At 69.2% G+C, this 17,032-nt stretch carries 13 protein-coding genes and 2 pseudogenes; 3 read left to right on the top strand and 12 right to left on the bottom strand.

Annotation, left to right across the window (positions count from 1 at the left end; all coding sequences use genetic code 11):
- The first annotated feature begins 133 nt into the window (after positions 1-133).
- Entirely contained in the window at positions 134-1,018 is an 885-nt protein-coding gene (locus AB0J64_RS35365; RefSeq protein ID WP_364036995.1) for a DMT family transporter, read from the top strand.
- A gap of 179 nt (positions 1,019-1,197) precedes the next feature.
- On the opposite strand, the gene ettA is transcribed toward AB0J64_RS35365, so the two are convergent.
- The 4 genes from ettA to AB0J64_RS35345 form a co-directional block, all read right to left on the bottom strand.
- On the bottom strand, positions 1,198-2,862 hold the full coding sequence (gene ettA, locus AB0J64_RS35360) for an energy-dependent translational throttle protein EttA (protein ID WP_364036992.1): 1,665 nt from the start codon (positions 2,860-2,862) through the stop codon (positions 1,198-1,200).
- 541 nt (positions 2,863-3,403) lie between these two features.
- Positions 3,404-4,699: a GGDEF domain-containing protein gene (locus AB0J64_RS35355; protein WP_364036989.1), complete on the bottom strand. Its 1,296-nt coding sequence runs from the start codon at positions 4,697-4,699 to the stop codon at positions 3,404-3,406.
- A gap of 440 nt (positions 4,700-5,139) precedes the next feature.
- Positions 5,140-5,955 (bottom strand): single-stranded DNA-binding protein, encoded by an 816-nt coding sequence (locus AB0J64_RS35350; RefSeq protein WP_364036986.1) that lies wholly within the window; start codon positions 5,953-5,955, stop codon positions 5,140-5,142.
- A 63-nt stretch (positions 5,956-6,018) separates the two neighbouring features.
- Complete coding sequence (locus tag AB0J64_RS35345; RefSeq protein ID WP_364036983.1) at positions 6,019-6,480, bottom strand: SAM-dependent methyltransferase; 462 nt, start codon at positions 6,478-6,480, stop codon at positions 6,019-6,021.
- Here AB0J64_RS35345 and AB0J64_RS35340 point away from each other — a divergent pair.
- A pseudogene (locus AB0J64_RS35340) lies at positions 6,367-6,997 on the top strand (transposase family protein); the annotation flags it as partial. The gene AB0J64_RS35345 and the pseudogene AB0J64_RS35340 sit on opposite strands and share 114 nt — an antisense overlap.
- Positions 6,998-7,055: 58 nt before the next feature.
- Here the strand turns inward: AB0J64_RS35340 and AB0J64_RS35335 are convergent.
- Positions 7,056-8,489 (bottom strand): DEAD/DEAH box helicase, encoded by a 1,434-nt coding sequence (locus AB0J64_RS35335; protein ID WP_364036980.1) that lies wholly within the window; start codon positions 8,487-8,489, stop codon positions 7,056-7,058.
- A 343-nt stretch (positions 8,490-8,832) separates the two neighbouring features.
- Positions 8,833-9,039 (bottom strand): cold-shock protein, encoded by a 207-nt coding sequence (locus AB0J64_RS35330; protein ID WP_364036977.1) that lies wholly within the window; start codon positions 9,037-9,039, stop codon positions 8,833-8,835.
- 205 nt (positions 9,040-9,244) lie between these two features.
- On the opposite strand from AB0J64_RS35330, the pseudogene AB0J64_RS35325 reads away from it, so the two are divergent.
- A pseudogene (locus AB0J64_RS35325) lies at positions 9,245-9,373 on the top strand (IS5/IS1182 family transposase); the annotation flags it as partial.
- A gap of 158 nt (positions 9,374-9,531) precedes the next feature.
- On the opposite strand, the gene AB0J64_RS35320 reads toward AB0J64_RS35325, so the two are convergent.
- The 6 genes from AB0J64_RS35320 to cobT all read right to left on the bottom strand — a co-directional run.
- Complete coding sequence (locus AB0J64_RS35320; protein WP_364036974.1) at positions 9,532-11,154, bottom strand: GTP-binding protein; 1,623 nt, start codon at positions 11,152-11,154, stop codon at positions 9,532-9,534.
- Complete coding sequence (locus AB0J64_RS35315; RefSeq protein WP_364036971.1) at positions 11,151-13,784, bottom strand: dynamin family protein; 2,634 nt, start codon at positions 13,782-13,784, stop codon at positions 11,151-11,153. Before AB0J64_RS35315 ends, AB0J64_RS35320 begins: the two co-directional genes overlap by 4 nt.
- Complete coding sequence (gene cobA, locus AB0J64_RS35310) at positions 13,781-15,013, bottom strand: uroporphyrinogen-III C-methyltransferase (protein WP_364036968.1); 1,233 nt, start codon at positions 15,011-15,013, stop codon at positions 13,781-13,783. Before cobA ends, AB0J64_RS35315 begins: the two co-directional genes overlap by 4 nt.
- Before the next feature lie 80 nt (positions 15,014-15,093).
- Positions 15,094-15,369: an arginase family protein gene (locus tag AB0J64_RS35305; protein WP_364036965.1), complete on the bottom strand. Its 276-nt coding sequence runs from the start codon at positions 15,367-15,369 to the stop codon at positions 15,094-15,096.
- A gap of 312 nt (positions 15,370-15,681) precedes the next feature.
- Complete coding sequence (locus AB0J64_RS35300; protein ID WP_364036962.1) at positions 15,682-16,119, bottom strand: arginase family protein; 438 nt, start codon at positions 16,117-16,119, stop codon at positions 15,682-15,684.
- A gap of 11 nt (positions 16,120-16,130) precedes the next feature.
- The coding region (gene cobT, locus AB0J64_RS35295) for a nicotinate-nucleotide--dimethylbenzimidazole phosphoribosyltransferase (RefSeq protein ID WP_364036959.1) at positions 16,131-17,032 on the bottom strand (902 nt) is incomplete at its 5' end.

Here is a 17,032-nt window from a genome sequence, read left to right as displayed (position 1 = left end):
CCTACATTTCTGGATTTTACGAATTTAGTTCGCCCTCCGAAGAGATCTCCCTGCCCGCGCGCCTGGTTGCCGGGGTCTGCGGACGACGACAGTTCGTTATAGCCCGAATCGTTGCCCCGATACCGTTTCGTCCATGCAAGAGGTCGTGGAAACGCGGATGGACAGGCGGGCGCTCGCCGCCGCAGGAGTGACGGTCGTGCTGTGGGCGTCGGCCTTCGTGTCGATCCGCAGCGCCGGGCAGTTCTACTCTCCTGGCGCCTTGGCTCTGGGGCGGCTGCTGATCGCGGCGCTGGCCCTCGGTGTGATCCTCGTGGCGCGAGGCGAGGGGTGGCCCGCGCGCAAGGCGTGGCCCGGCATCGTGGTGTCAGGGGTGCTGTGGTTCGGCGTCTACATGGTCGCTCTCAACTGGGGCGAGACGGAGGTGGAAGCGGGCACCGCCGCAATGATCATCAACATCGGCCCCCTGCTCATCGCGCTGCTCGCCGGCTGGTTCCTGCACGAGGGATTCCCCCGCAAGCTGCTGATCGGCATGGCCGTCTCACTCGCCGGCGCGGCCGTCGTCGGGCTCTCCAAGTCCGAGGGCGGCGCCTCCTCGATCCTGGGCGTGGCGCTGTGCGTGGTGGCCGCCCTGTCCTGGGCGGTGGCCATCCTGGCGCAGAAGCCCGCGCTGCGGCACGCCTCCGCGTTGCAGGTGACCACCTTCGGTTGCGCGATCGGGGCGATCGCCTGCCTGCCGTTCGCCGGGCAGCTGGTGAGCCAGGTGGCCCAGGCGCCGACGACGGCAACGCTGAACGTCGTCTTCCTCGGCGTCTTCCCCACCGCGCTGGCCTTCACCACCTGGGCCTACGCCCTGTCCAGGACCACGGCGGGCAACATGGGCGCCACCACCTACCTCGTCCCCACGCTGGTGGTGTTGATGTCGTGGGCGCTGATCGGTGAGATCCCCGGCTGGCTCACCCTCGCCGGAGGGGCCCTCTGCCTGATCGGGGTCGCCATCTCCAGGCGGAGGCGCGGATAGCGCGAGGGCGCGGATCGGTTCCGATGTCCGAGGTGCGGCACCTCAACATGGGCATCCGCCTTGGCTTGGTGCAGGCTGAGCGTAGGCTCTGTCCACTGGATCGACGAAGGCGGGGCGGCAACTGATGCCGCCCCGCCTTCTGTCGTACAGGATGTGGAGTTCTGTCTTTCAGACGGTCCTCAGTCGCGGTGGAGCTTCCGGTACGTGACGCGGTGGGGGCGGGCGGCGTCAGCACCGAGGCGCTCGATCTTGTTCTTCTCGTAGTCGGCGAAGTTGCCCTCGAACCAGAACCAGTTCGAGCCTTCCTCCCACGCCAGGATGTGCGTGGCGATGCGGTCGAGGAACCACCGGTCGTGCGAGGTGATCACCGCGCAGCCCGGGAAGTCGAGCAGGGCGTTCTCCAGCGACGACAGCGTTTCCGTGTCGAGGTCGTTGGTGGGCTCGTCGAGCAGCAGCACGTTGCCGCCCTGCTTGAGGGTGAGAGCCAGGTTGAGCCGGTTGCGCTCGCCGCCGGAGAGCACCCCCGCCTTCTTCTGCTGGTCAGGGCCCTTGAACCCGAACGCCGCGATGTACGCCCTCGACGGCATCTCCACGTTTCCGACCTTGATGTGGTCGAGCCCGTCGGAGACGACCTCCCAGACGTTCTTGTTCGGGTCGATGCCGCCGCGGCTCTGGTCCGCGTACGAGATCTTGACCGTGTCGCCGACCGTGATCGAGCCGGTGTCGGGCGTCTCGCCACCGGTGATCATGCGGAACAGCGTGGTCTTGCCGACGCCGTTGGGGCCGATGATGCCGACGATGCCGTTACGCGGCAGGTCGAACGTCAACCCCTCCATCAGCAGCCGATCGCCGAAACCCTTCGTCAGCTCGTCGGACTTGATCACCGTGGTGCCCAGGCGCGGGCCCGGCGGGATCTGGATCTCTTCGAAGTCCAGCTTGCGGTACTTGTCCGCCTCAGCCGCCATCTCCTCGTACCGCTGGAGTCGGGCCTTGCTCTTGGTCTGGCGGGCCTTCGGGTTGGACCGGACCCACTCGAGCTCGTCCTCCAGGCGCTTCTTCCGCTTGACGTCCTTCTGGCCCTCGACCTTGAGGCGCTGTGCCTTGGCCTCCAGGTAGGTCGAGTAGTTGCCCTCGTACGGGTACGCGCGGCCGCGGTCGAGCTCCAGGATCCAGTTTGCGACGTTGTCGAGGAAGTAGCGGTCGTGGGTGACGGCCAGCACCGTGCCGGCGTACTTCTCCAGGTGCTGCTCCAGCCACTGCACGCTCTCGGCGTCGAGGTGGTTGGTCGGCTCGTCGAGCAGCAGGAGATCGGGGGCCTCGAGGAGCAGCTTGCACAGCGCGACCCGGCGACGCTCACCACCGGACAGCTTCGTCACGTCGGCGTCGGGCGGCGGGCAGCGCAGCGCGTCCATGGCCTGCTCGAGCTGGCTGTCGAGGTCCCACGCGTTGCGGTGCTCGAGCTGGTCCTGCAGCTTGCCCATCTCTTCCAGCAACTCGTCGCTGTAGTCGGTGGCCATCTGCTCGGCGATCTCGTTGTAGCGCTGGAGCATCGCCATCGTCTCGGCGACGCCCTCCTGCACGTTGCCGAGGACGGTCTTCTCCTCGTTGAGCGGCGGCTCCTGCTGGAGCATGCCCACCGTGAAGCCCGGCATGAGCTTGGCCTCGCCGTTGGACGGCTGCTCCAGGCCGGCCATCATCCGGAGCAGCGTCGACTTACCGGTGCCGTTCGGCCCCAGGACACCGATCTTGGCTCCGGGCAGGAACGACAGCGTGACGTCGTCAAGGACAACCTTGTCGCCGTGCGCCTTGCGCACGCGCTGCAGCGTGTAGATGTACTCCGGCATGCCCTCTAGCTTAGGGGCTCCGAACCCAGGCTTCTGCCGCTCCTCCCGCTACACCCCTGCAAGAGCCCCCAAGGCCCGCCGCCGGCCCCATGCCTGGGCGCTAGATGTGCCGATGGCGGGAGAGCGGCCCTTTGCTCAGTACGACGCCTGCGAGAGGGGACATGGGCAGGGAGCCGACATCCCGCCGTCGGGCATGGGGACGGAGCCGACACCCCGAGGTCGGATATCGACCCGGAGCCGACACCCCGCCGTCACACATCGATCCAGAGCCGACATCCGGCCGTCAGACATCGATCCAGAGCCGACATCCGGCTGTCGGGCATCGGCACGAGATCGGCATCTCGCCATTGAGGATCGGTGCGGACAACGCCCGGCCCGAGTCCGCGGGCCCGCCTGAGGTCGGGAGCCGGTGCTCGTGGGCGACGGAGTCGGGAGGCGGCGCGCTTGGGTGGAGTCAGAAGGCGGCGTGCTTGTGGGAAAGAGAGGCAGAAAACGGCATCCCTAGGCAATCGCCCCAGGAAGCGGCGTACCAGGGGACGGGTCAAGGGGCGTGGTCGTTGGGGAGGGAGCTTGGGGGCGGTGTCTGGACGACCGGGATGCAGACGCGGTCCCGTCCCAGCTCCTTAGCCCGGTACAGCGCCAGGTCGGCGGCGGCCAGCAGGTCGATCAGGTCGTCTCCGTGAATGCTCATCAAAGCCACCCCGGCCGAGATGGTCACCCTGATGAGGTTGTCGTCGACGGGGATCGCCATGTGGCCGATGCGGGCGCGGAGGCGTTCGGCGACCTGGCGGGCCTCGCGCCCGTCGGCGCCGGGCAGCAGGACCACGAACTCCTCGCCCCCGAACCTGCCCACCACGTCATAGTCCCGTAGCTGGGTGCGCAACGTGGACGCCACACCCACCAGCACCTGATCGCCGACCAGATGGCCGTGGGCGTCGTTGACCCGTTTGAAGTGGTCGATGTCGATGATCAGGACCGCCAGGGTGCCGCCGGTCCTGCGGGCCCGGACGATCTCGGTGTCGGCCTCGCGCTGCCAGGCGGCGGCGTTCAGCAGGCCCGTCTTGGCATCGGTGCGGGCGGCGGCCTGGAGCTGGGCATGGAGCAGGCTGCGCTGCAGCAGCACCACCGGCGGCAAGGCCAGGATCAGCAGGGACAGGTTGAGGCCGCAGCAGATCGAGACCGTGACGCCCAGGCAGAGCTCGACGATGTCCAGCATCAGGCTCTCGCGGTTCCACAGGACCTCCCGCCACGCGATGTCGGGGTCGGCGGTGTGGGCGGCGATCGCGATGAGAGCGATGTTGAGCAGGGCGAACAGCACGGCCGCCGCCACCGCGTAGAGGATCGGCGGGCCGCTGCCCTGCGACAGCACCCACGGGTCATTGACGAACCGGTGAAACGCGACGGAGGCCGTACACCCGGCCAGCCCGATGGCGGCCGAGGTGAAAACCCGGCGGTAGAGAACGGTAGCCCGCACCCGCACCTGCAGCAGGACCTGCAGCACGATCGGCGCGAAAATGGCGTAGAGCGGCGGCAGAAGCAGCGCCACCGGTAGCCACCACGCCGACAACAGGTCCCGCGAGACCCCGGCGGGCATGCCCAGCCTCCGGGTGGCCTCGATGCAGACCGCGCCACACGCCATGAGAGCGCCGAACGTGAGCATGTCACGCCACTGGAAGACGGTGGTCACGGCGCAGACCATGATCGCTGCCAGATCGAGAGCGACGATCGCGCACAAGTAGACCACGAGAGGGCGACGTTGCCCCAGCAACGGCCAGCGGCCCGCCAGGGTTGACACACCGTCGCCAGACCTGATCGAGGCGTGACTGGTCGCCGCCATCTCGTCTCCCCTCTGCCTAACGATGTGTAACACAATAATTGCGGAGTGTGCGATGTGCGATGGGAACGGATACGTTGGCAATGACTACACACACCTGCTCATGCCAAGGGCAGGCCGTGTTGGACAGCCGTGCTGGAAAGGAGCAACCATGGTGCGGGGCGTGATCTGGACCTGAACAGATGCTCTGGCCATCTGCCGTGAGTAACAACACCATCGGCCGGCCGCCCTCGGGGTCGTCATCAACGGGAACCACGGCCGGTGCCCCCTCCTCCCCCCTCCACCCAACCCTTCTCTGCGTTTCTGTGTCCCTGCGCTGCATCCCCCAGCGCTGCTCTTGTCGCGGCCCCCTCCAGGTCGTTCCGCGCCGCTGCGATGTCCTGTGCCGATGGTGCGGGGGCACCGGGTGGGCGGATCGATGCCCCCTGCGCGGATGACGTGCTCTACGCCGCTACTCGTTCCGCCATCGCCAGTTCGTCGGCGTCACTGTCTCCGCCGCCATCCATCTCGGACGTCGTCTCGTCAGCCGCGGCACCCAGGATGCGTACTGTGCCGTCTCCCGAGGAAGGTGCCGGGCTGCCCTCTTCCTCCGAGGAACCTGCCGGGCTGCCCTCTCCGTTCAGCGAACGCAGGGTGCTGACCTCCTCGTTCAGGGAACGCACGGTGCTCCCGGCCGCACCCGGCGACGGCGGGGTGTCGCCTTGCGCGGTCAGAGTGCGTACCGCGTCGTAGTCCGTCCCCAGGGAGCTGTCGGTCTCCAGGGTGTGGAACGGATTGGCCTCCGTGGTGGATCGAGAGCGGGGCAGGCTCCGGAGGCTGCGGGTGCTGCCCATGGCCCAGTCGCGGGTCTCCTCGTCCAGGCGGTCGCGCATCTCCTTGCTCATCGACACAGTCCCCGAACGGTCCGGCTTGGCGAAGACGCCGGTGCCCCAGCGCAGGTCGTGCCCCACGGCGCTGGCCTCTATCTCGGGCACGAAACGGCGATCACCCTCCGGACCGAACTCACGGATGCGCAGCCTGCCCGAGACCACCACAGGGTGTCCTGCCCGGACGGAGGCGGCGACGTTGTCTCCCAACGCCCGCCAGCAGCGGACCGTGAAGCACACCCTCTCGCCGTCCGTCCACTGGCCCGTCTTCTTGTCGAAGTAGCGGTGGGAGGAGAACACCTTCAGCGAGGTGACCCTGCTGCCGTCCTCGAAGCTGTACTGCCTCGGCTCTGCTGCGACGTTGCCGGTGAGCGTGATGTAGATGTCGTTCATCCCGTGCCTCCCATGCGGCGGGCCGGCTGCCCGCGATCTGGGAACAGGGTGCCGGGGGAAGGACTACTTCCGGGCTCTGGAACGCGGTTCTGTGGAGGACGTTGGGTTTTCCACAATCACATGCGAGACGACCAGGTAACTCCCCGGCACGGTCTCCCGCATGAGCCGTTCCACGATCCCGTACGAATTCTCGAATACCGGGAGGAAGTGCAGACTCGCCCCCAGCAACACGGCAACCGGCTCATCGAAGTCGAGCAAGCTCGACGCCTGCTCAAGGATGCTCTCCGGTCGGCGTAGATCCTCGTAATTGCGGCTTTTCACCTGATGGCGCCGCTCGGCAGGGTTGCACGCGGGCGCAGGTTGGCATGAGACGAGGCTCCCGTAAGACAACAGTCGACCAAGATCCGATGCAACGGCGGTACCTACGCCCACCCGGCCGCCGGGTTCGCCATCGGCACCACAACCGCCTGGCGCTACGTCCGCGAGGCCGTTGGCCTGCTCGCAATACTCGCCGACGACGTACATGGCGCCGTCTTACGCGCCACCCGGCTGGCCTACTCCATCCTCGACGGCACCCTCATCTCGATCGACCGCCTCGCCGACGAACATCCGTACTACTCCGGCAAACACAAGTGCCATGGCGTGAACGTCCAGGCCCTGGCCGATTCGTCCGGCCGGCTGATATGGGCCTCGCCCACCCTGCCCGGCGCCACCCATGACCTGACGGCAGCGCGTACCACCGGCCTGATCGACGCACTGGCCACGGCAGGTGTGAAGACCTTTGCGGATAAGGGATACCACGGCGCGGGCGGCACAGTCTGGACGCCGTTCAAGCGCCACCGGCATCGCCCGCGACTCGCGCCACCAGCGGGCGATCAAGCGCTCCCACGCCCGCATCCGCGCCATCGGTGAGCGCGCGGTCGCCACCTTGAAGACCTGGAAGATCCTGACCAAGCTGCGTTGCTGCCCACACCGCGCCACCGCGATCGTCCAAGCCGTCCTCGTCCTGCAAGCCATCGAAGAAGGCCGCTACTCAGGATGAAAAAAGGATCAACGATCGACGTCTCCGAGGTCCTGTTCCGCCGGGCGGTCATCCACTGCTACCCGAATCGTCGGCCGTTCCGTCCCGCCCGACGATTTACAACCGGTGTGGTGATGGTCACGGGGATCCCTGAGGGAGCCTGGGCGCCCGTGATACGTCTTAGTTCGGCCTCGCCCGGACGGACCTCACTGGTCTGCGGGACGATACCGGCGTCAGCCATCAGGCGGGTCATGTCACGGCGCTGGTTGGGCAGGACGAGGGTGACGACGCTGCCGGACTCGCCGGCGCGGGCGGTGCGGCCGCCCCTGTGCAGGTAGTCCTTGTGGTCGCTTGGCGGGTCGACGTTGACAACGAGGTCGAGGTTGTCGACGTGGATGCCGCGGGCCGCTACGTTGGTCGCCACCAGCACCGTGACGTGGCCGGTCTTGAACTGGGCGAGGGTGCGGGTGCGCTGGGGCTGGGACTTGCCCCCGTGTAGCGCGGCGGCGCGTACGCCGCTGTTCAGTAGGTTTTCGGTGAGCCGATCCACGGCGTGCTTGGTGTCCAGGAACATGATCACCCTGCCGTCGCGAGCAGCGATCTCCAAAGTGGTGGCCTGCTTGTCGTCGCCTTGGACGTGCAGCACGTGGTGCTCCATCGTGGTGACCGCGCCGGCCGAGGGGTCAACCGAATGGACCACCGGGTCGGTCAGGTAACGGCGTACCAGCAGGTCGACGTTGCGGTCCAGAGTGGCGGAGAACAGCATCCGCTGGCCCGCGGGGCGCACCTGGTCGAGCAGGTGGGTGATCTGCGGCATGAAGCCCATGTCGGCCATCTGGTCGGCCTCGTCCAGCACGGTGATGCCGACCTGATCCAGGCGGCAGTCGCCGCGCTCGACGAGATCCCTGAGCCGTCCCGGGGTCGCAACGACGACCTCGGCACCACCGCGCAGCGCATTGGCCTGCCGGCCGATCGACATACCGCCGACGACGGTGGCCAGCCGCAGCTTCAGTGACCGGGCGTATGGGGCGAGCGCGTCGGTGACCTGTTGGGCCAGCTCCCGAGTGGGAACGAGGATCAGGGCCAGCGGCTGACGCGATTCGGCACGCTGTCCGGAGGTGCGGACAAGCAGGGCCAGGCCGAAGGCGAGTGTCTTGCCTGACCCAGTACGCCCCCGCCCAAGGACATCCCGGCCGGCCAGGGAGTTCGGCAGCGTGGCCGCCTGGATCGGGAACGGTTCATTCATGCCCAGGCTGGTGAGCGTCTTCATCAGCGCGGGCGGCATGTTCAGTTCAGCGAATGTCGCGGCTGCGGGCAGGGCCGGGGTGACGGTGACCGGCAGTGCGAACTCCCCCTGAAGCGCGGCGGGACGCCGCCCGTAACCACCGGAACGCCTGGGGGTGCCTGAACGGCCTAGAGCCGGCGAGCCGAATCGGTCACCCCTGCCGGGGTTGGCAGAGCCGCCCGTGCGGCTGGGGGAGTAGCGGTCGTGCTTGCGAGTTGCATGGTTCATGCAGAACCTTCCTCGATGCGGCACGTGTCAAGTGGTTCTCGGCGCGATGAGGGCACAAGAATGGCAAGCACGAGCCGAAGAAAGACGAGCCGGCGGGAAACAGCCTGGCCTCGTGTGTCGAAATGGTCGACATTCGCCGAAAAGAACGGCGGCTGCAGGGCAGAGGGCTGGAGCGGACTTATGCCCGAACCGAAGCCATTAGTGGTCCATCGGTGTGCGGCGGAAGAACAGACATGCTGTTTTTCGCGGTTTGTGAGGCCGTCACGGCACATTGGGCACCACAAGAGCAACGCGGTGGGGCCCACCCCTACGGCGCGGGCCCCACCTGCGTGGTGCGTCAGTGTCAGGCGGAAACGATGTTCTCGGCCTGAGGGCCCTTTTGGCCCTGGGTGACATCGAAAGCCACCTTCTGGCCCTCGTGCAGCTCGCGGTAGCCGCCGTGGGAGACGATGTTGGAGTAGTGCGCGAAGACGTCGGCGCCGCCGCCCTCCTGCTCGATGAAGCCGAAGCCCTTTTCCGCGTTGAACCACTTCACGGTGCCAGAAGCCATGTTGATCTCCTTGATAGGTGCAAAGCCGAAATCCGCATCAGACGGATTCCGCGTCGCCGAGATAGGCCCACACCCGGAGAAGACCGGCAAACAAAAAATGCACCTGAGGCTACATACCGTCAGGTGCACACAAGTTCTTATGGGTACCACAACTGCAACTGAATCCACCGTAGCACACGTGCAGTCGTGCTGCGCGTACCCCGCCGCCGGCACCATCCGCACGCCGTTCAAACCCCACCGGCTGCGGCCGCCGCTGTCCCGCCTCCAGCGATCGGTCAGCCGTGCTCACGCTCGCATCCGCGCCCGCGGCGAGCACCTCGTTGCCACCTTGAAGACCGAACCCCCTGACCAGGGCTGCAACGACCTCTTTCGAGAGTCCAGAGACGGCCTATGTTCTTCTGTGGATGGAGGCGTCGTGGTCACCGGGGCTGTGGATGGCGACATCCGTTGTGCGAGGGTGACGGCGGTCGCAGCACCCACAGCCGGGTGGCGTCAGGCCGACAGGTCTCTCATGGCCGTGTAGAAGGCGTGGTGGCGGGCCAGTTCGCGCTCCACCGGCTCCACGACCATCGTCGCCGACACGGCCCCCACCCGCCGCCTCATCTCGCGCTCGAGCCGCTCACGCTCGCGAGAGGCCCCGAGCTCGACGAAGTTGCGGGACGCGATCCCCGACAAGGCTCCGAGTCCCAGCACCGACGCCATCATGAGCCCCACCCACGGCAACGTCGCGCTGTCGCCCAGCAGCTCCAGCGCCGGAGGCAACTGCCCGGGCATCAGCAGGCCGACCCCGAGCCAGGCCAGTCCGGCCACGAACGCCACCACCAGGACGTACTGCCACACCATCAGCACCCGCCACCATGCGGGCACCCGGTCGAGCTGCGGCGCCACCTCCGCGAGGTCCTCGGACAGGGCCTGCGGGAGCTGGCCCGCGCGGGACCTGGCCGCCTGGTGCACGGCGCTCCGCCACACGGGGTGCATCCCCACGGACAGCCCGTCGGCGAGCGCCTGCACGGCGTTGGCGACCTCGGCCGACTGCGCGCTCACCGAGCCGGTCGTGATGCCGCGGATCTCCTCCCCCACGTCCTGCAGCCGCAGGGTCTTCAGCGGGTCGGAGCGGAACTTCGAGAACCACCGCGGGTATGGCCAGCCGACCCACTGGCTCGATCGCTCCGCGTAGACGTTCTCCATGGCCTCGCCCACGGCCGGCACGCCCACCGCGTCGCACAGCGCGTCCGTCAGCCCCATGCGGCGGGCCTCGTCCACCGTGGACGGCGCCGACAGAGCCTCGCCCAGCGGCATCGCCTTGCTGAGACGCTGCTCCAGCCGGTGCAGGTCGGCCTCGAGCTTCTGGATGGCGGCACGCCGGCGAGCGACCGCCGTCGCGATGACGCTCCTGAGGCTCTCGATGCCCCGGCCCGTGACCGCGGAGGTGGGTACGACGCTGGGATGCTCGACGCCCTCGCGGCGCAGCAGGTCGTTGAGGTCGATGACCAGCTCGGCCAGCTCCTCCTTGGTGAGCTTGTCGGCCTGGTTGAGCGCGAACACGGTCACCGCCTCGTGCCCCGCGAGCTCCGTCACGTAGCGGCGGTGCGTGGACGCGTCGGCGTACTTCTGCGGGTCCAGCACCCACACCACCAGGTCCGCCAGGCCGATGAGCCGGTCGGCCTCGGTGTCGGTGAGCGCCCTGATCGAGTCGTGGTCGGGCAGGTCGAGCAGGATCAGCCCATGGAGCTGGCTGTCGCCCTTGTCGAGCGCGCTGGCCCGGGAGAAGCGGTGCCGCCACTGGATCTGCAGCCAGTCGAGCAGCGGCCCGGCTCCCTCCAGCCCCCACACGCAGGCGTGCGTGCGGGCCGTGGTCGGCCGGCGTACGCCGGTGGGCGACAGCTCGAGCCCCGAGATGGCGTTGAACAGCGACGACTTGCCGCTGCCCGTGCCGCCCGCCAGGGCGACCACGGTGTGCTCGGACGAGAGCTTGAGCCGTTCGCCCGCCTGCTGCAGCAGCGCGTTGGCCTCGTTGAGCAGCTTCCTGTCCAGCCGCCCGGGACCGTGCTCGACCACTTTGGTGAGCGCGGACAGCCGTGAAGCCGGCCCTGGCCTGGTCGTCATGGTCGTCATCGGACGACCTCGAGGTTGTACGACGCCTGGTAGAGGCGGGTCGCCGCGGACTCGTCTGGAATGCCCGCGGAGTCGAGGGCTTGCACGTAACGCATGGACTCCTCGTCGAACAGCATGCCGATCCTGGCGCGCAGATCGCTGAGCGCCTTGGCGCCGATGCCCCGCAGGGACTCCGCGCCGAGCAGGGCGTTGACCAGCCGGTGCGGCACCCCTTCGCCGTTGCTCCCGCTGAACATCGCCACTGTGAAGATCAACGCGAGCGCGTCGGGGTCGAACGACACCAGCTTCGACACCGACCGCTTGGCCACGCCGTCGGTGCGCACCAACTCGCTCAGGTGCTCCTGCCACGACGCGATGGCACGGCCGGTGTGACGTACGAGATTGTCGGACGGCCTGTCGAGGCCCTCACCGAGCTTGGCGCCCAGCTCGGAGCGGTGCCGCCAGCGCGCGGCCACCTCCTCGGAGGCGCGGTTGGCGGCGGCGACGATCACCGATTCGAGCCCGGCGCGGATCGCCGCCTTGAACGCCAGCACCCGCTCCGGGGCCTGCTTGGCCGCCCGGCCGCGCTTGCGCAGCTGCAGCGAGCGCATGAGGTCGCCGGAGCCGGCGAAGTCCTGCCAGCGGGCCAGCACCTCGCCGTGCAGCAGCGAGCCGTTCTTGGACGCCTTGTCGATCTCGCTGAGCGCGCTGCGGAAGGCCGCCTCCACGTCGCTGCGCAGCTCCGTCCTGAACGCGACCTCGCCCTCGAGGTGCCTGGCCAGCGCGGGTACGCGGGTGCGGAAGCTGTTGAGCACCCCGTTGAGCGTCTCGCGCACCGCCTGGGCCCTGCGCGCCTCGTCCACCGACAGCTCGGCCAGCCAGAGCCGCAGGTCGGTGACCTCGCTGTCGGGCAGCTTGCCGTCGGTGACCTTCGACTCGCTGATGACGAACCTGTCGATCTCGCCCAGGCCGTACTCGGTGAGCATCCGTACGAAATGCTTCAGAACGACCTCGGAGGACCTGGGCTGCATCCGCGACAGCACGATCGCGAGCCGGGCGCCGCGCTCCTTGGCCAGCTTCAGCAGGTTCCAGGCGGGGGCGTCGGCGTAGCGGGCCGCCGTGGTCACGAAGATCCACAGGTCGGCGGCGTCGAGCATGCGGTGGGCGATCTCGTGGTGCTCCTCGACGACCGAGTCGATGTCCGGGGTGTCGAGCAGCGCGACGCCCTGCGGGAGCTTCTCGGTCGCGACGACGACCACGCTGCCCATTCCGGCCTCGGGGGACAGCTGGTCGAGGCGTTGGAGGCCACCGAGCAGCTCTCCCTCCGCGAACCACTCCCGGTCGTCCGGGTGGCAGACCAGGACCGGGACGCCGGTGGTCGGGCGGCGTACGCCGGTGCGTGAGACGTTCTTCTCGGCCAGCGTGTTGACCAGGGTGGACTTGCCCGCTCCGGTGGAGCCCGCGATCACGATGAGGGCGGGGGCGGTGCTGGTCCTGACCCGGGGCAGCACGTAGTCCTCGAGCTGGGCCAGGAGTTCGGCCCGCGCCTGCCTGGCCTCCTCGACGCCGGGCAGGTCCAGGCCGAAGCGCAGCTCCGCGACGGTCTCCCTGAGCGTGTCGAGCGCCGCCATCAGCGCCTCGGCGGCCTCAGGTGGCAGCTCCTCCCGGCGCTGCTCCTTCCCCGCCTGGGGCTCGTCGTCCGTCGCCGTGGCTTGCGCCTGCTCGTCGTCCGTCGCCGTGGCTTGAGGCTGCTCGTCGTCCGCCGCCGCGGCTTGGGTCTCCTCGGCGGGCTCCTCTTCTGTGCTCGGCTCCTCCGCCTCGTCCCGCGCACCAGGCTCGTCCAGTACGTCCCCAGCGAGGGGCGCGTCGGGTACGGCGGAAGGCGCCTTGCGGGCTCCGGGACCGCCGAGCGCGGCAGGCTTCACGAAGAGGGAGGGCGGCTCGAGCTCAGGCTCGGGCTCCTCGGCGAGATCGTCGGACCCTGCGGAGACGACTTCAGCCACGCCGGCGACGGGCTCCTCGGACACGACGTCATCAGCCAGGGCGGCGGGCTCCCCGGACACCGCGTCATCGGCCGCGTCGGCGGGCTCAGGCGTGCGCTGGTCCGCCGTGTCGGCGGACTCGACGGACGCGGGCGAATCCGGCGCCACGGCCGACTCGAGGTCACTCGGCCCGGAAGCCCCCAGATCGGGGTCGGTCAGCTCGGAAGCCCCCAGATCGGGGTCGGTCAGCTCGAAGTCGGCCGTGTCGAAGTCCTTCGCCGCCGAGTCGGTCGCGTCGAAGTCCGTCACCGCCGAGTCGGTCGCGTTGGAGTCGGTCGCGTTGAGGTCCGTTGCCTCGGAATCGGTCGGCTCGAAGTCCGTCGCCTCCGAGTCCGTCGCCTGGGAGTCGGTCGGCTCGGTGGGCTCGGCGGAAGCCGGTGGCTCCTCCGAGGCAGCAGCAGCCGCCTCCGGAGCCTCGGTGTCCTCCGAAGCCGGAGGCTTCTTGGCAGCGCGCTCACCGCCCGCGGCCTTCCGTGCGCCCTTCGTGCCGAACGCGTCGAAGCCGTCGTCGTCCGGGCCCTCGGCCATGTCTTCGTCACGCACCGCGTGGAAGCTCAACGTCTGCTCCCCCGGCGCCTCTGGCCGCCCGTCATCCATGGCCGTGTTCACGGCAAGCGCTCCGCTCGAACCATCTCGACCTCCTGGCCGACCCTCACGACGTCGCCGACGATGACGATCGCCGGCGGCCGGATCCCAGCCGCGGACACGCGGTCGGCCACGGTGGAAAGCGAAGCGATGACCGCCCGCTGGGTCGGAAGGGTACCGTCCTGTACCACCATTGCGGGAGTCTCCGGGGAACGTCCGTCTCGAAGGAGCGCCTCGACGACGTGTGGCAGCCGTTCGACGGCCATCAGCAGCACCAGAGTGCCCTGGGAACGGGCCAGCGCGGGCCAGTCGACGGTGGACCTGGGATCGTCCGGTGCCACGTGCACGGAGATCACGTGGAACTCCTGGCTGACCCCCCTGTGCGTCACGGGGACGCCGGCGGACGCGGGGACCGCGACGGCGCTCGTGATGCCGGGAACCACCAGCACAGGGATGCCGGAGCGGGCGCAGGCGATCATCTCCTCGCCGCCGCGCCCGAACACGAACGGGTCGCCGCCCTTGAGCCGGACCACGAACTTGCCCTGCCTGGCACGGTCGATGAGCAGCTCGTTGATGGTCTCCTGGGACAGCGACCGGCCGTAGGGGACCTTGGCGGCGTCGATCAGCTCGACGTCGGGGGCCAGCTCGTCGAGCAGCGCCCGGGGCGCGAGCCGGTCGGCGACCACCACGTCGGCCTGCGCGAGCAGTTGCCGCCCGCGCACCGTGATCAGGCCGGGGTCGCCGGGACCGCCGCCGACGAGGGCCACACCGACCGGCTTGGTGCGGTTTCGCCGGGCGTCGACCGTGCCGTCGCGCAGCGCGCCCACGACCGCGTCCCTGATGCCGGCGGCCCTGCGCGGGTCGCCGCCCGCGGTGACCGCCACGCTGATCTCGTCGACCCGCCCCGTGGCGGGCGTCCAGGCGGCCGAGGCGTCCTTGTCGTCGGCCCGTACGCACCACACGCGCTTGGCCTCCGCCTCGGCGGCGACCGCGGTGTTGACGGATCTGTCGTCGGTGCAGGCCTGTACGAGCCAGGCCCCGTCGCAGTCGCCGACCTCGTAGGGCCGGGCGTGCCAGGTGACCCTGCCGGCGGCGATCAGGTCGTCGAGCGCCGGCGTCACGCTCGGCGACACGACCGTGACCTCCGCACCGGCCTCTAGCAGCGCGGGCACCCGCCGCTGTGCGACGCGCCCGCCGCCCACGACGAGGACCCGGCGGCCGGAAAGCCGCAGGCCGAGGAGGTAGGGACCCATGGGGGGAATCTCCCGTTCGCGAAGGTTTTTGTTAGGACGTAAACCTACCGGCTCTGACTGCGTCATTTGCTGCGCACGGGTTAACGACCGTCGAGAAGGGGCTGCCGCGGATCCCAGCGTGGCCCGCCCTGCTCGTCCTTACGGCGTCTGGCCATCGCTGACAGCGCTTCAAGGATAACCCGGTTCCCGAGGTACGCGGTGATGTCCGCGTGGTCGTAGGGCGGCGCCACCTCGACCACTTCCATGCCGGCCACGGGCAGTTCGTAGCAGATCCGGCGGACGGAGTCGAGCAGCTGCCTGGCGGTCAGTCCCCCAGGCTCGGGCGTCCCGGTGCCGGGGCGCGTGACTTTTTCCATGGGAGTAGCCCCTTCTCTCGAAAGCTCTTGCGAAACGACAGAAGCTATGGGTAAGTTCTCCAGCACTGACAGTCACAACGAGGCTGCCGGTGCTACCCACCGCCGGGAGGGCGGAGCTCGCGCAAGTCAGACCGGCTGCACGGGCTGGGGCGTGGAAACCTGCGCTTGCAGGGCCGGAAGGTGAAACGCCAAGCAACAGCGTCTGGAGTCACCGCATAGACGAGACACCCGAACGGCTGAAATCCCCGGGGCTTAGGCCGTGGGGAGCGCTCCAACTGCAGGAACCTGTCGCCAGCGTTGGCGTGCAGTAGTTCACCGAGGCGGGCCGGCCGCGTACGCCCTGGCGGTGCCGCGCGCGTCGGGCAGCGCGACCGTGTGGTCGCCCCCGAGCACCAGCGGGATCGCCCCCGAAGCGGCCACGCGGTGCACGGCCTCCTCGATCGCGGCCAGCGAGCCCTCGACGTCGCCCGAATAGCACTCGACGTCACCCGCGTCGAGCACCCGCAGGTCGCGCAGGGCGTCCACGCGCAGCGCCAGGCTGGGCCTGGAGCCGTCGTGCGGCAGATAGCAGGCCTGGCGCAGCGCCATCGGGCCGAACCTGGCGCCGGGGCGGTTGCTGGTGCCGCCGTCGAAGGGGGCGCCCACGATCACCACGTCCGCGTCCTCGTACGAGGCCGGGTCGCCGAGATCGCAACGGTCCACGCCGAGGAACGTGATGTCGGGGCCGTACATGGGGCCGTAACGGGACAATGGTCAACTCCTCACACGGGCTTCTCGGTCACTCCCGCGGAGTCGAACGTGGCCACGTCGTGCATGACCCGTACGGCCGCGCAGACCACCGGGTGCGCGAGCAGGCCGCCCGAGCCCTCGCCCAGCCGCAGCTCGAGGTCCACCAGCGGGCGCAGCCCGAGGTGGTCGAGGGCGACGGCGTGGCCACGTTCGGCCGAGCGGTGGCCGGCCACGCAGTGGTCGAGCGCGGCGGGGTCGAGCGCGGCGGCCACGAGGGCGGCGGCGCCGGCGATGACGCCGTCGAGGATCACCGGCACGCGGGCCGCGGCGCCGCCCAGGATGAAGCCGGCGATGGCCGCGTGCTCGAACCCGCCGACCGCCGCCAGCGCCCGCAGCGCCTCGCTGGGCGAGATCAGGGCGCCTGAAAGGCCGTTCGTGCGCAGGGCGTCGCGCACGACGTCCACCTTGTGCTGGTACATCTCGTCGTCGATCCCGGTGCCCCTGCCGGTCACCTCGGCCGGGTCCCGGCCGGCGAACACGGCGATCAGGGCGGCGGAGGCCGTGGTGTTCGCGATGCCCATGTCGCCGGTGATCAGGCAGCGGGCGCCGGACGCCACCAGGTCGCGGGCCACGCCGATGCCGGTCTCCAGAGCCCTGACCGCCTGGTCGACGCTCATCGCGGGGCCCTTGGACATGTCGTCGGTGCCGTACCCGATCTTGCGCTTGACCAGGCCGGGCCCGTCAGGCAGGTCGGCGGCGACGCCCACGTCCACCACCGTGACCGACACGCCGGCCTGGGCGGCGAAGGCGTTGGCGACCGCGCCGCCGGTCAGGAAGTTGGCCACCATCTGCACCGTGACCTCCTGCGGCCACGGGGTGACGCCGCGGGCGTGCACGCCGTGGTCGCCGGCGAAGATGGCCAGCGCGGCAGGCT

The organism is Nonomuraea sp. NPDC049695 (assembly GCF_040674955.1).
Classification (GTDB): domain Bacteria; phylum Actinomycetota; class Actinomycetes; order Streptosporangiales; family Streptosporangiaceae; genus Nonomuraea; species Nonomuraea helvata.
This window is presented reverse-complemented; position numbering and strand designations above follow the sequence as displayed.